This is a genomic window from Exiguobacterium antarcticum DSM 14480 (assembly GCF_000685865.1).
GTDB classification, from domain to species: Bacteria; Bacillota; Bacilli; order Exiguobacteriales; family Exiguobacteriaceae; genus Exiguobacterium_A; species Exiguobacterium_A antarcticum.
On the sequence record NZ_JMKS01000003.1, the window covers coordinates 461,622 to 476,316 of the forward strand.

15 protein-coding genes are annotated in these 14,695 nt (G+C 46.2%); 4 read left to right on the plus strand and 11 right to left on the minus strand.

Annotated elements, in window-relative coordinates; genetic code table 11:
• Window positions 1–25 precede the first annotated feature (25 nt).
• Genes sdhB through P404_RS0103420 form a run of 3 tightly spaced genes read right to left on the minus strand, consistent with a single transcriptional unit; the run spans window position 26 to window position 3,232 of the window.
• The gene (gene sdhB / locus P404_RS0103410; RefSeq protein WP_026829972.1) at window positions 26–832 is read right to left on the minus strand and encodes a succinate dehydrogenase iron-sulfur subunit; all 807 of its coding nucleotides are present in this window, start codon (window positions 830–832) and stop codon (window positions 26–28) included.
• Window positions 832–2,595: a succinate dehydrogenase flavoprotein subunit gene (gene sdhA, locus P404_RS0103415; protein ID WP_026829973.1), complete on the minus strand. Its 1,764-nt coding sequence runs from the start codon at window positions 2,593–2,595 to the stop codon at window positions 832–834. The genes sdhB and sdhA overlap by 1 nt, the downstream gene beginning before the upstream one ends.
• Window positions 2,596–2,614: 19 nt before the next feature.
• Window positions 2,615–3,232: a succinate dehydrogenase cytochrome b558 subunit gene (locus P404_RS0103420; protein ID WP_026829974.1), complete on the minus strand. Its 618-nt coding sequence runs from the start codon at window positions 3,230–3,232 to the stop codon at window positions 2,615–2,617.
• Window positions 3,233–3,456: 224 nt separating this feature from the next.
• Here P404_RS0103420 and P404_RS0103425 point away from each other — a divergent pair, with 224 nt between their 5' ends.
• Window positions 3,457–3,876, plus strand: a complete 420-nt coding sequence (locus P404_RS0103425; RefSeq protein WP_026829975.1) for a YslB family protein — start codon at window positions 3,457–3,459, stop codon at window positions 3,874–3,876.
• A gap of 108 nt (window positions 3,877–3,984) precedes the next feature.
• The gene (locus P404_RS0103430; RefSeq protein WP_014970950.1) at window positions 3,985–4,599 is read left to right on the plus strand and encodes a PH domain-containing protein; all 615 of its coding nucleotides are present in this window, start codon (window positions 3,985–3,987) and stop codon (window positions 4,597–4,599) included.
• A gap of 133 nt (window positions 4,600–4,732) precedes the next feature.
• Here P404_RS0103430 and uvrC read toward each other — a convergent pair whose 3' ends face one another.
• On the minus strand, window positions 4,733–6,517 hold the full coding sequence (gene uvrC, locus P404_RS0103435; protein ID WP_026829976.1) for an excinuclease ABC subunit UvrC: 1,785 nt from the start codon (window positions 6,515–6,517) through the stop codon (window positions 4,733–4,735).
• An 82-nt stretch (window positions 6,518–6,599) separates the two neighbouring features.
• Between uvrC and P404_RS0103440 the strand changes: the two genes are divergently transcribed.
• Both P404_RS0103440 and P404_RS0103445 read left to right on the plus strand, forming a co-directional pair.
• Window positions 6,600–7,922, plus strand: a complete 1,323-nt coding sequence (locus P404_RS0103440) for a dihydrolipoyl dehydrogenase family protein (protein WP_026829977.1) — start codon at window positions 6,600–6,602, stop codon at window positions 7,920–7,922.
• A 20-nt stretch (window positions 7,923–7,942) separates the two neighbouring features.
• Complete coding sequence (locus tag P404_RS0103445) at window positions 7,943–8,320, plus strand: VOC family protein (RefSeq protein WP_026829978.1); 378 nt, start codon at window positions 7,943–7,945, stop codon at window positions 8,318–8,320.
• Between the two features lie 69 nt (window positions 8,321–8,389).
• Here the strand turns inward: P404_RS0103445 and trxA are convergent, their stop codons facing one another.
• The 7 genes from trxA to P404_RS0103480 all read right to left on the minus strand — a co-directional run bounded on the left by trxA (window position 8,390) and on the right by P404_RS0103480 (window position 14,687).
• Window positions 8,390–8,866: a thioredoxin gene (gene trxA, locus P404_RS0103450; protein WP_256439754.1), complete on the minus strand. Its 477-nt coding sequence runs from the start codon at window positions 8,864–8,866 to the stop codon at window positions 8,390–8,392.
• Between the two features lie 3 nt (window positions 8,867–8,869).
• Entirely contained in the window at window positions 8,870–9,832 is a 963-nt protein-coding gene (locus P404_RS0103455; protein WP_014970953.1) for an electron transfer flavoprotein subunit alpha/FixB family protein, read from the minus strand.
• 14 nt (window positions 9,833–9,846) lie between these two features.
• On the minus strand, window positions 9,847–10,620 hold the full coding sequence (locus P404_RS0103460; protein WP_014970954.1) for an electron transfer flavoprotein subunit beta/FixA family protein: 774 nt from the start codon (window positions 10,618–10,620) through the stop codon (window positions 9,847–9,849).
• Window positions 10,621–10,701: 81 nt separating this feature from the next.
• Window positions 10,702–11,280: a TetR/AcrR family transcriptional regulator gene (locus P404_RS0103465; RefSeq protein WP_026829979.1), complete on the minus strand. Its 579-nt coding sequence runs from the start codon at window positions 11,278–11,280 to the stop codon at window positions 10,702–10,704.
• 71 nt (window positions 11,281–11,351) lie between these two features.
• On the minus strand, window positions 11,352–13,025 hold the full coding sequence (locus P404_RS0103470) for an AMP-binding protein (RefSeq protein WP_026829980.1): 1,674 nt from the start codon (window positions 13,023–13,025) through the stop codon (window positions 11,352–11,354).
• 175 nt (window positions 13,026–13,200) lie between these two features.
• Window positions 13,201–14,094 (minus strand): YitT family protein, encoded by an 894-nt coding sequence (locus tag P404_RS0103475; RefSeq protein ID WP_014970956.1) that lies wholly within the window; start codon window positions 14,092–14,094, stop codon window positions 13,201–13,203.
• A gap of 185 nt (window positions 14,095–14,279) precedes the next feature.
• Complete coding sequence (locus tag P404_RS0103480) at window positions 14,280–14,687, minus strand: DUF350 domain-containing protein (RefSeq protein ID WP_014970957.1); 408 nt, start codon at window positions 14,685–14,687, stop codon at window positions 14,280–14,282.
• Window positions 14,688–14,695 lie beyond the last annotated feature (8 nt).

Sequence of the window (14,695 nt, forward strand, 5' to 3'; positions counted from 1 at the left end):
CCTTCTTTAATTTTACGTTTTCGTATTAACGACTGACTGCTTCTCCCGTACGTCCTTCGTCACTGCCGAAGAATTTCTTGAAGGAGTGCAACGTCGTTTGACGGTTCATCGCTGCGATTGATGTCGTCAATGGAATCCCTTTCGGACACACTTCAACACAGTTTTGTGCGTTTCCGCACTGCATGATTCCGCCGTCTTCCATCAAAGCTTCAAGACGCTCTTCTTTGTGGAACGCACCTGTTGGATGCGAATTGAACAGACGGACTTGCGAGAGTGCAGCCGGTCCGATGAAGTTCGACCGATCATTGACGTTCGGACATGCTTCGAGACAGACGCCACAAGTCATACATTTCGAAAGTTCGTATGCCCATTGGCGTTTGTTTTCCGGCATCCGTGGTCCCGGACCTAAATCATACGTACCGTCGATTGGGACCCATGCTTTGACTTTTTTCAAGGCATCAAACATCCGTTGACGGTCGACTTGAAGGTCACGGACGATTGGGAACGTCTGCATCGGTTGAAGACGAATCGGTTGCTCGAGCTTGTCGACAAGTGCCGTACAGGATTGACGAGGTGTTCCGTTGATGACCATCGAGCACGCGCCGCATACTTCTTCGAGACATCCCATGTCCCAGTTGATTGGCGTCGTTTTTTCACCGGCTGCGTTGACCGGATTACGACGAATCTCCATCAGTGCAGAGATGACATTCATGTTTGGACGATACGGCACTTCAAAGGCTTCATCATATGCTTTCCCATCCGGTCCATCTTGACGTTGGACGATGAACTGAACCGGTTTTTGATTCGTTTTCTGTTCGAGTGGTGTCGCCATTATGCCTTCACCTCTTTCTTCGACTTCTTGCTGTAGTCACGCTTACGTGGCGGAATCAGTGACGTTTCGACTTCTTCATAATAAATTTCCGGATGACCGTTCGTATAACGCGCCATCGTTGTTTTGAGGAAACGTTCGTCATCACGTTCCGGGAAGTCCGGTTTGTAATGAGCGCCACGGCTCTCGTCCCGTTTTAAGGCTCCGAGCGTAATCGCTTCCGCGAGATCCAGCATATGATCGAGTTGACGAATAAATGAAGCCCCTTGATTGCTCCAGCGCGCTGTATCCGTCGCTGAAATCCGCGTGAAACGTTCACGAAGCTCTTTGATTTTATCAAGTGTTTGCTCGAGTTTATCGTTGTAACGAACGACCGTCACGTTATCCGTCATGACTTCTCCGAGTTCGCGGTGGATTTGATACGCGTTTTCCGTACCTTCCATCGCCAAGATGTCATTGAAACGGTCGATTTCAGCAATTTTGTGCGCTTCGACGACTTCTTCCGGCATGTCGTGCACCGACTTATCGAGATCATTCATGTAGGCGATCGCTGCCGGACCTGCGACCATTCCACCGTATACGGCAGACAGCAACGAGTTCGCACCGAGACGGTTCCCACCGTGCATCGAGTAATCACATTCTCCAGATGCAAATAATCCTGGAATGTTCGTCATTTGATCGTAATCGACCCATAATCCACCCATTGAGTAATGGACGGCTGGGAAGATTTTCATCGGGACTTTCCGTGGATCATCACCGACGAACTTTTCATAGATTTCAAGAATCCCGCCAAGCTTGACGTCGAGTTCTTTTGCGTCTTTGTGCGACAGGTCGAGATAGACCATGTTTTCCCCGTTGACACCGAGCTTCTGATTGACACAGACGTCAAAGATTTCACGCGTCGCGATATCACGTGGTACGAGATTTCCATAGGCCGGATATTTTTCTTCAAGGAAATACCATGGCTTGCCGTCTTTATACGTCCAGACACGTCCACCTTCACCACGAGCTGATTCGCTCATGAGACGGAGTTTATCGTCCCCTGGAATCGCTGTCGGGTGAATCTGGATGAACTCCCCGTTCGCATAAATGGCACCTTGACGGTAGACGGCTGCCGCTGCCTGCCCCGTGTTGATGACCGAGTTCGTTGATTTCCCAAAAATAACACCCGGACCACCTGTTGCTAAGATTACTGAGTCAGCTGCAAACGCTTCGATTTCCATCGAGCGTAAATTCTGACAAACCGCACCACGACAAATACCTTCTTCATCGATGATTGCGCGAAGGAATTCCCATCCTTCATACTTCTCTACCAAACCTTGCGCTTCAAACTTACGGACCTGTTCATCGAGTGCATACAACAACTGTTGCCCTGTCGTTGCACCGGCGTATGCGGTCCGGTGATGTAATGTTCCTCCAAAACGACGGAAATCAAGTAACCCTTCCGGCGTCCGGTTAAACATGACGCCCATCCGGTCAAACATGTGGATGATTTTCGGAGCTGCTTCCGTCATCTTTTGGACCGGTGGTTGGTTCGCGAGGAAATCGCCGCCGTAAACCGTATCATCAAGATGCTGGTAAGGCGAATCGCCTTCCCCTTTCGTGTTGACGGCACCGTTGATTCCGCCCTGTGCACAAACGGAGTGTGACCGTTTGACCGGTACAAGTGAAAATAGTTTGACCGGCACACCTTGTTCTGCTGCTTTTATCGTAGCCATCAAACCAGCGAGTCCTCCACCGATGATGACAAGATTCTTATTCGCCATGTTGTTAGTTCCCCTTTCCTTACAACACGCCTGCAAACGTCAAGATCGAGCGTACGCCTACAAACGATAATCCGATGAATACGAGGGCTGCCACATAAGACATCGCTTTTTGAGAAGCGGGTGATTGCGTGATTCCCCATGTGATACAGAACGTCCAGAGCCCGTTCGCGAGGTGGAACGTCGTCGCTAAAATCCCGACGATGTAGAAGGCGAGCATGAACCAGTTATCGACGATGTTTTGCATCATGCTAGCATCGACTGCCGTCCCCATTGCTGCTGCAATCCGTGTCTCCCAGACATGCCATGTGATGAACACGACGAGGAAGATTCCTGAAAAGCGTTGTAGCACATACATCCAGTTCCGGAAGTATGTATAACGACCTGTGTTCGCGGAACCCGTAAACGCGATGTAAACACCGTAGACACCGTGCAGGATGATTGGAATGAAGATGACAAACACTTCCAAGAACAACCGATACGGAACGCCCCCTACGATTTCCGCAGCCTTATTAAAGTCTTCCTCCCCACGAACGATGAAATAGTTCGTCGTAAAATGAGAAAGTAAAAATAACCCGATTGGAATGACGCCGAGCAGTGAGTGTATTTTACGCCCCACGAAATCACGATGATTCGCCATCCAAATCCCCCCTTTTGTTTGCCAATCAAACGTTGGCGCATTTTGGTAGAAAAGCGCTTTCATAAGGAAATTCGTCTTTTCATCACTTATTCTACTCCTGTCCTTTTTATAAGACAACCCGAGCTGTTGCATTTAACTGCAAATAACTGCAAATTTTTTCAGGAAAACAATGACCCATAAGAATTACCTCGCTATAATAGTTTCAGAGATAGGAGTGATTGATGATGGATTTGGTACCACACCCCTCTTCCACATTCGGAATCGAGTTGATTCGCGACTATGTGTTGACGGACTTATTAGGAACAGATTATCGCCATGTCATCTACTGGGCAGGAAAACGTCTGGCACGTGAATTCCCAGTTTTTAGCGCTGAAGAAGTTGCCCCGTTTTTCCATGAGGCGGGTTGGGGACAGTTGGAATTAAAAAAACAAAAAGGAACGTCATTAACCTTTATCTTAATACCACCTGAATCAATACGAACGGAACGTCCGGTAGGTTATTTTCAGCTAGAAGCCGGGTTTTTAGCTGAACAGTTTTCAAAAATAAACGGATGTGTAGCTGAAGGATACGCGGAATCAATTAAGAATCAAGTGCACATCACGATTGAGATTGATCCAAAAGATCCACTTGACGGATCACTTTAAAATCAAAACAGGAATTTGAATCCGGACGGCGAATTCTTGAAACGTGAAACCTTTTTCGTTTGATTGCCGTATCAGTAATTGATTACATTCATCAAAGGAGGAATTTTTATGTTCAAGAAACTAGCAGCCGACTTAACAGGATTCAGTGATATTGGGCAAGTGATTCACCCTGACGATTTTGACAAGGCAGCCGCCGATGATTACGTCTTACACGAAGACGGTGAAAAAATTTATTTTTTAATCAAATCGAAAACAGATGAATACTGTTTTACGAATTTAGCGCTTGTTCATCTCGATGGCGAAAGTGCAGTCAGTTCAAAACGTGTTCTCTATCGTTACCCCTATGCTCATTATCCGATTCGTCATGTCATGTTCGAAACGGCTGGGACCGTCGACCTTGATGTTGAAATCAAATTCGAGATTGGCGGAAAACATTATTCGATCGATGTCGATAAAAAACAGCTCGAGCATGTGAAGGATCTCTATAAAGCGCTTCTCGCCATTGCCGAAAAACAATACGAGGGACAAAAGATGCTCGAGTTCGCAAACAGCTCACTCAATCATTCCGTCACGATTCTTGGTGGTCTCCGTCAAGGCGACATGAACGTGCCACAAACGTTTAAGGATCTGTCGCAAGAGTCGTTCAACTGGCTCCAAGGACATTATTATCAATGGAATCAAAGAGATTTCGGTTCCTACTATGAAAAATACATCAATAATTAACGTTGTCAACGAATCGGTAACCCGGTGAAGTTCTCACAAAAATACGTGTTGTTCATTCGCTGTCTTCAGGCAAATGAACAACACGTTTCTTTTATTATTTATGATTTCCGACTGACCCCACGTTTATTCTTCATCATTCTTCATTCGTCTGACTGAGGTACTCGGCAACGGTTTCTGCCAACTTCACAGGTAATCCCGCTTCCGTCAACTGTTCGATGTTGGCTTTTTTCAAACTACGCATCGAACCGAAATGACGAATCAATTGTTGGCGTCGTTTTGGTCCGACGCCGGGAATATCGTCCAGCAGTGACCGGGTCATTCCCTTCGAGCGTAACGAACGGTGGAACGTGATCGCAAACCGGTGGACCTCGTCTTGCATCCGTTGCAGCAAATAAAACGCACTCGAACGCGGATGCAGTTCGATCAACCGCCCTCCCTCCCCAAACAGCAGTTGACTCGTCCGGTGTTTATCATCTTTTTTCAACGAACCGACGGGCAGGGATAAACCAAGCTCATCTTGAATCACTTCAAGTGCGGCATTGAGTTGACCTAATCCACCATCGATTAAGACGAGATCCGGTAGACGGGCACCTTCGAGTAACAAACGACGATAACGCCGCCTGACGATTTCTCGCATCGATTCATAATCGTCTGGTCCCTTGACCGTCTTGATCTTAAATTTCCGATACTCTTTCTTGAGCGGTTTCCCGTCTTCAAAGACGACGAGCGCCGATACAGCGTCCGCCCCTTGGATATTAGCGTTATCGATGATTTCGATTCGTGATAAGGGATGTACATCAATCGCGTCTGCTAATTCTTGAACTGCCTGAACGGTTTTCTTTTCATCACGGGCAATCAATTCGAAACGTTCTCCAATCGCATTCTCAGCATTTTTCGTCGCTAAGTCGAGCAGCTTCCGTTTTGAACCACGCACCGGAACATGGACACGTAAATCAAGTGCTTCTTTCAACAGCATCTGATTGACGAGTGGCGGTACATAGATTTCACTCGGTTTGATGTTTTTTTCATAAAACTGAACGATGAAACTTTCAAGTTCTTCTGCGGCTGTCCCGTAAATCGGAAACAGCGATACGTCACGTTCAATCATTTTTCCGCCACGCAGGAAGAAGACTTGGACACATATCCAACCTTTGTCGACATAAATACCAAAGACATCTCGAGACGTCAAATCAGCTGTAATCATGTTCTGTTTATTCATGATCGACTCAATCGCTCGGATTTGGTCACGTAATTCGCCGGCACGTTCAAATTCCATCGCTTCCGCTGCCCCACTCATCTTTTCTTGAAGCGACTGGACCAGTTCTTTTGTTTCACCAGACAGGAAACGGCGAATTTCGGACACGATCGCTTTTTGTTCCTCTTCTAGATTCGGAACTTCGCACGGACCTAGGCATTGACCGATATGATAATAGAGACAGATCTTTTTCGGCATCGGCTGACACTTACGGAGGGGGTACAACCGATCAAGTAGACGTTTTGTTTCATTTGCCGCATACGCATTCGGATATGGACCAAAGTAATGCCCACCGTCTTTTCGTAATTTCCGGGTTGTGATCAGTCGTGGGTACGTCTCATTCGTAATCTTTAAATACGGATAGGACTTATCATCCTTTAACATGATGTTATATTTCGGGTCATGTTTCTTAATCAAAGTCATCTCAAGCAATAATGCTTCCAGTTCGCTTCCGGTGATGATGTATTCAAAATCACGGATATCTGCAACGAGACGTTCTGTTTTTAAGTCATGCGCTCCCGTGAAATACGACCGGACACGATTCTTTAAATTTTTCGCTTTTCCGACATAAATGACTTCGCCAAATTGGTTTTTATGCAAATAACAGCCTGGTTCATCAGGTAAAAGGGATAGTTTCGCCTTAATATGTTCTCGATGACTCACAAAAATGTCTCCTTTCACCGTTTTTAGTTTTACGTTATAGGGTAAATATCTTACATTGATTATGACATATGGGGGATAAAAAATGCGTACATATGATTGCATTGTAATAGGAACAGGAGCAGCCGGAAACCAGGCCGCTTATAAATTTGCTGAAAAAGGGCTCCGAGTCGCGATTATTGAAAATTTCACACCTGGGGGCACATGCTCACAACGTGGTTGCGATGCTAAAAAAATTCTATTGACGGGCAGCGAAACAAAAGATGCCGTCGAACGGTTACTCGGATACGGTCTAAAGGGTTTGATTTCCATCGACTGGCGCCAATTGATGGAACGAAAAAATGAGTATACACGTGCGATTCCGGAACAAACGCGAAATCGGTATGACGATCTTGGAATTGACTATTACCATGGTGAACCCCGCTTCTTATCGAATACGAAACTCCTTGTCGAGGATATCGAGTTAGAGGCGGAGCAATTTTTGATTGCGACCGGTCTTCGTCCCCGTGAATTATCCATCCCGGGTGGCGAACGATTTTTAAACAGTAATGAATTTTTAGAATTACGCGATGTTCCACGTCGACTCGTCTGTATCGGTGGTGGTTATATTTCCTTTGAATTTGCGCATCTCGCTCGAATCGCGGGTGCTGAAGTCACCATTCTGTTACGGTCTAGCGCACTCAAACAATTTGAGCAGGAGCTCGTCACGGTATTGTTAGAGGCTACGAAAGCCCTCGGCATTCAAATCCTTCGTGAAACAGAAGTGGTCTCTTATTCTGATACGACACTCGTCTTATCAAACGGGACACACATCGAGGCAGACGTCGTCTTAAACGCGACCGGTCGTGTGGCAAGCATCGATCATTTACATCTAGAACGAGCTGGTGTGACTTTTGAAGAAAAAGGCATCCGGGTCAATGATTACTTACAATCGTCAGCGCCGCATATCTATGCCGCTGGTGACGTCGCTGTCAGCGGAAATCCTGCCTTGACCCCTTTCGCCGGAACCGAGGGACGTCTCGCTGCCTGTAACATGCTTGAAGGCAACACACGTACACTTGAACTGCTCCCTGTTCCGAGTATCGTCTTTACTACTCCAAATTTGGCAAAAGTAGGTCAGACTGAAGCTAGCTTGCAGCAACATAACATTCGCTATCGGGGAAAGCTGATTGATACATCCAGCTGGCAGACGAATGTGCGGATCAAAGACCCCTTCGCACGGGCAAAAGTCTTAATCGGGGAAGACGATCAAATTCTTGGCGCGCATTTCATTGGTGTCCACGCGGCAGAACTCGCTAATTATTTTTCATTTGCCATGCAGCACCGGATTCCGAGCTCTGCTCTTCAGAAAACGAGTTTCGCTTATCCCACCCCGGCCTCAGACATCGCGTCGCTACTCGAAGACTGATTGAAAAGGAGACTAGCTATATGGTGCATTATGGATATACGATACTTTACATCACAAATCCGGTAAAAACTCGCTTGTTTTATCATGATCTGCTTGGTCTTCCGATCAAAGCCGAACATGGGAGTTATACGGAATTCGAGACCGGTCCGACAATTCTTGCTTTTAATACAAAAGAAGACGTTCGCTCCATGGTTCCCTATGAGATACCGGATAAAACCGGGCAACAATCGATTGAACTTGGTTTCGTGACCGATGATGTCGTTTCCTTGTACGAGACGATCCGAGCTGCCGGTCATGAAACGATTTTGCCGCCGACGGAAAAACCGTGGGGACAAACCGTTGCCTATGTGCTTGATCCCGATGGTCATTTGATCGAACTTTGTTCTCCGCTTTCGTAAGACGACGAGACAAAAAGATGGCATTCCGCCAATTGACGGAATGCCATCTTTGTTCTATCGATTTCAGAATTAGCTAGATGTTTCAACGAATTCTTTTAATGCGTCTTTTGGCATGAAGCCCATTGTTTTGTTGACCGGTTGACCGTCTTTGAATAAGACGAGTGTTGGGATACTTTGCACTTGGAAAGCTCCAGCCACTTCTGGGTTAGCGTCAACATCAACTTTAACGATTTTTACGTTCTGCATATCGGCATCAAGCTCTTCGAGAACTGGAGCGAGCATGCGGCAAGGGCCGCACCATGTTGCCCAGAAATCTACGAGAACGAGACCTTCTTGTGTATCTTCTTTAAATGATTGGCTAGTTGCGTGTACGATTGCCATTGAAAATAACCTCCTATTTTTAGATTGTCTTGACTTGTCTGTCAAAGCAATCTTTTTACTGACTTGAGTATAGCACAGCCCTACCTGACAACAAACGAAACTGCTCAAGACAAAATCATTGGACAAAAAAGAAGCAAAGAAGTTACTCTTCGCTTCCTTTTTCATCTCTTAATGCACAAGCATCTTTTTGAACTCTGCTGTCAATAACGGAACGACATCGAACAAGTCACCGACGATTCCATAGTCTGCAACGGAGAAGATGTTTGCTTCCGGATCCTTGTTGATCGCGACGATGACTTTTGCATTCGACATACCGGCTAAATGTTGAATCGCTCCAGAAATACCACAGGCAATATAAAGATCCGGTGTGACGACTTTACCGGTTTGACCGATTTGCAACGCGTAATCACAGTAGTCAGCGTCACAGGCACCACGTGATGCTCCGACTGCTCCGCCAAGTAAGTCTGCGAGTTCTTGTAATGGCGCAAATCCATCTGAACTTTTGACGCCTCGCCCACCGGCAACGATGACTTTTGCTTCCGATAAGTCGACGCCACCCGTTGCTTTTCGTACCACTTCTGAAACGATTGTCCGTAAATCCTTCAGTTCGACCGTCACCGCCTCGACCGTCCCTTGCGAAGCTCCTTCAGCAAGTGGCTCGATGTTGTTCGGACGGACCGTAAAGAGGGTTTTTCCTTCTGTGACTTTCACTTTCTCAAATGCTTTTCCTGAATAAATCGGGCGGATGAACTGTGCGTCCGTCCCGGTTCCTTCGATTGATGTCACATCACTGATCAACCCGGCTTGAAGTTTCGCCGCGATTTTTGGTGAAAGGTCTTTTCCGAGCGACGTATGTCCGAAGACGATGACGTCAGGTGAAACCCGTTCGATCAGTTGCAGGAAAACCTGTCCGTAACCGTCTGGCGTGTAGTGCTGTAACCGTTCGTCTTCAACGACCAGTACCTGATGAGCACCGCGCGTCGCGAGTTGCGTTGCATCTGCCGCTACGTTTTGTCCGATTAGAGCAACAACGACTTCATCTGCTACTAGGTTTGCTGCCGCGATCGCTTCAAATGAAACATTCCGTAAATTACCGTCACGTGATTCTGCAAGTACAAGTGCTTTTGACATATCGTGTTTCCCCCTTAAACAACTTTTGCTTCGTTACGTAATAGTGAAGCGAGTTCCTGGACTTGCGTCGACAGATCGCCTTCAAGAATTTTACCGGCTGCTTTGTTCGGCGGTAAAAAACGTTCAATCGTTTCGAGACGTGGTGCCAACTCTTCTTCGTCTAACTCAAGATCAGACAATTCGAGTTCTTCGAGTGGTTTCTTTTTGGCTTTCATGATGCCCGGAAGACTTGGATAACGTGGTTCATTTAATCCTTGTTGCGCCGTTACGAGTAACGGTAAAGACGTTTTGATGACTTCCGTGTCCCCTTCTGCGTCCCGTGTGACGACAGCATCCGTTCCGGTTAACTCAAGCTTCGTGATGGTCGTGACATACGGAATATCAAGCAACTCCGCGACACGTGGCGCCACTTGTCCGCTTCCGCCGTCAACCGCTACATTCCCCGCAATGATTAAGTCAACCGTCTGTTCTTTAAGATATCCGGCCAAAACTTCTGAAATCGAAAAATGATCGGCTTCTTCGATGTCATCCTCAATCGAGATGCGAACTGCTTGATCTGCCCCCATCGCAAGTGCCGTCCGGAGTTCTTTGTCCGCATCTTCTGGTCCGACCGTCACGACGGTCACTGTTCCGGAATGTGCATCGCGCACACGGATTGCTTCTTCTACCGCATACTCATCATAGGGATTGATGATAAATTCCGCCCCATCCTCTTCGATTTGACCATTTTCGAGCTGAATTGCTTCTTCCGTATCAAATGTGCGTTTTAATAAGACATAGATTTCCATCTTTCGTTCCCCCTCTATCGACTTCTATAGACCACCATCATTTTTTGTATCCGCTTACAAAAAGAATGTCATGAAAAGGGCTTAACTCAGCCCTTTGATTAACATCTGATGAATCCCGTGACGCGTTTCGAGCAAGTCATATTTAAAACCACTTGCCATCCAACTTGTCACGACTTCGTCAATCGTTCCAAATACCATCTGTCTCCCTAATCGATAGTCGAGTGTCTGAGAAAATTCGCCCGACTCCATCCCATTCCGGATGACACGATCAATCAAATGCAAGTAAGGTTTGAGGACCGTTGCGATATTGTGGCGCATCTCCTGATTTGATTGCCGTAACTCAATTTGCGTGACGACCGCTAAGTCATAATCGACCGATAGTTGCTCGAGGTGTGCTTCAATCAGTGCGGCTAACTGTTGTGTCGCCGACTGGTGATGCGCAATTTGCGCTTCCGAATATTCGATGAAACTGCCCATCTTTGCTTGAAACAATGATATCAACAGATGTTCCTTGTTTTTAAAGTAAAGATAAATCGTTCCGTCCGCTACCCCTGCTTCTTTCGCAATCGCTGTCACCTTGGCACCGTGGTACCCATTTTTTGCGATGACTTTCACCGCAGCATCAATGATGCGATCACTCTTAGACATCGTTCTTTTCATAAGGCTATCTCCTAACACATAAAATGAATGATGGTTCATTCATATTTATTCTATCATGTCTTTTTGAGCTGTCAACTGCTTTCTTCCAGCTGTTTTGCCCGTTCTTCTTCAATCAGGACACGGCGCAGAATTTTCCCGACAAACGTTTTCGGGAGTTCTTGTCTGAACTCATACTGTTTCGGAACTTTGAAAGAAGCAAGACTTTTCCGGCAAAACTGATCGAGTTCTTCTTCCGTCACTGTACCATCATCTTTGAGCACGATAAACGCTTTTACCGTCTCTCCTCGATACGCGTCCGGCACTCCAATCACAACAGCTTCTTTGACGGCTGGATGTTCGTATAGAATTTCTTCGACTTCTCGTGGATAGATGTTGAAACCAGAGGCGATGATTAAATCTTTTTTCCGGTCGACGATTCGGAAGTAATGATCTTCTCCGACATAACCAAGATCGCCCGTATGCAGCCACCCGTCACGTAAGACGGCTTGCGTATCTTCAGGACGCTTCCAGTACCCTTTCATGACTTGCGGACCTCGAACGAGAATTTCACCAATCTCTCCAGGTGCTGCCGCGGTCTCACCGTCACCTTGAACGATTTTCGCAATCGTATCCGGAACAGGAATGCCAACTGTTCCGGGAACACGTTTGTCCCAAATGCAATTCGTGTGTGTGACCGGACTTGTCTCTGATAATCCATACCCTTCGACAATTCGTCCACCCGTCACCTGTTCAAACTTTTCTTGCACTTCGACTGGTAACGGCGCTGATCCGGAGATACAGGCTTCAATCGACGACAAGTCATATTTTTTCAGTTTCGGATGATTCAGGAGTCCAACATACATCGTCGGTGCCCCTGGGAATAAGTTTGGTTTTTCTTTATCAATTGCCTTTAAGACTTGTTCAATATCAAATTTCGGTAAGATGATTTGTTCATAGGCATTAAACATCCCGAAATTCAGATTACACGTCATGCCGTAGACATGGAAATAAGGGACAACGGCCAATAATTTCCGTCCATCACCACGCGAATATTTATAAAACCAGCGGCTGATTTGTTCGACGTTCGCACTCAAATTAAAATGTGTCAACATGACTCCTTTTGGGGCTCCGGTCGTTCCAGCGGTATATTGTAACACTGCGATGTCTTCTTTTGGATTGATTTCTACCGGCTCGATGGATTCGTGTCCACGATGCGATAAAAAAGGAATCGATCCCGTCGTATCGATGATGATATTGTTGTCTTTCCGGGATTTGATCGGATACAGCTTATTTTTGGGGAAAGGAAGATAGTCAGCAATACTGGTCGTGACAACGGTTTGTAATGCAGTCACCGCTTTGACGCGTGATGCTTTTGGATACAGTAAATCCAGTGTCACAAGAATCTTGGCACCCGAGTCGACAAGAATTTGTTCCAGTTCCCGGTCCGTATAGAGCGGATTGACTTGAACGACCGTTCCGCCTGCGTACAACACAGCATAATAACTGATCATATACTGCGGACAGTTCGGTAACATCAAACCAACACGATCTCCTTTTTCGAGTCCAGCTTCCTGTAAGACGTGTGCAAAACGACGTGCTTCTTGTCGCACTTCCTGAAAAGTCATCCGTTTACCGAGAAAACTAAGGGCACGACGTTCTGGAAAATCGTCAGCTGCCTCCTCTAACGCTTGATAAAGTGGCACCTCACGATAGTCGATTGATGCAGGTACCTGTTCTGGATAATCCTTTAGCCATACTGAATCCATTCCATTCCCTCCTTGTGACTGAATTACTATTCATTTTTATTATACGTGCATTCCGCCTGTAGCGGCTAGTCTTGATTCAAAAAAGTTTTCAGTTTTTTCCAAGTTCAGGTCGTTTGATTCAAGTACAAAAAAACCACTGCCGGTGATGACGACAATGGTTTTCCTGATCGGTCACTTAACGTGATGGATATGTGAATCCTTCACCAATCACTTCCCGTACTTTATGAATGACGACGAAGGCACGTGGATCTGCCGCCTCGACGATTTGTTTGAGCGGAGCCAGCTGGCGTTTATCGACGATCATATACAACATATCGTTTTTTTGTTTCGTGAAGTGACCATGGCTATGAATGACCGTCGCACTTCGCCCTAATGTTTCCGTCAGGATCGTCGCAATCTCTTCTTGACGGTGGCTGATGATCGTAACGGCTTCGCGGACATTTAGTCCTTCGCTCACAAGATCAATCAGATAAGAGCCGATGATGATCGCAATCAACGTATAAAGCATCGTCTCTTCTCCAAACAAGAATCCGGAAGCACCGACGACTGTGACATCGATGATGAACATCGATACGGCAATGCCTAAGTTCAAGTACTTGTTCATCAACCGTGCGATGATGACACCGCCGCCGGTCGTACCACCTGCTCGAATGACAAGCCCGATGCCAAGACCAATCAAAATCCCGGCATAGATCGTCCCAATCAATCGATTATCTGACGTCGTCGCAAGTGACGCGGTGGACGACAAGACAAATGATGTCGTCGCAACGGAGATGGCGGAATAGAGCATCGTTTTCCGGCTTAAGAACTGATAGCCGATAATGAATAGGAGCGCATTCGAAATCAGAGAGACGAGACCTGTATTCCATCCATAGAGATAATAAAAGATGACGGTGATCCCGATGAGTCCACCTTCTGATAAGTCATTCGGAATCGTAAAGTAGTTGATGCCAAATGCTAAAATAGCCGAACCGATGATGATCCAAAAAATATCTTTCCAGGAAATGAGTTGCATCGCTTCAAAAGCACGACGCCGTATTTCATTTGTATTGGTTTTTTTTACGTTCATGTCGTTTCCTCCTTCGTGTTCCATTCTTGTTTCTCAATAAAAATTCCGCACTGAATCGTTCTCAGTACGGAATAATCACTTGGCGCAGCCAGTTCTTTTAATTCATGAATATCCAGATTATACCAACGACTAAAAAGGCAATCGATACACCGAACATGATTTTTGCTAATCGTTCTAACACGTGCTCACCCCACTAACGCTGAACCAATCACATAAGACATCCCAATCGATAACGAACAGGAAATGATCCCAACAGCGATATTTCCTTTTTCGATTTCCCGGTCGACCGGCAGATTCGGTGTCAGAAATTCGAAGATCCAGTACGTCGAAATCAGCAATAGAAATCCAAACGCACTCTCTAAGAAAATCGCTCCGACACGCTGTTCACTTTGGACGGTAAAATGAACGATGTTCGCAAGACCAATGATTTTTCCACCTGTCGCCAAGGCAACAGCAATGTTTCCACTCTTGATATGTTCCCAGTTTCGGTACCGGGTTGTCAACTCAAAAAGTGCTAGTCCCATGATGATGAGTAGTCCGGCGACCGAATATAAAGCTGTCGTGTAGACATAGACGTTTTCAAAAATATTCACCTAACGCG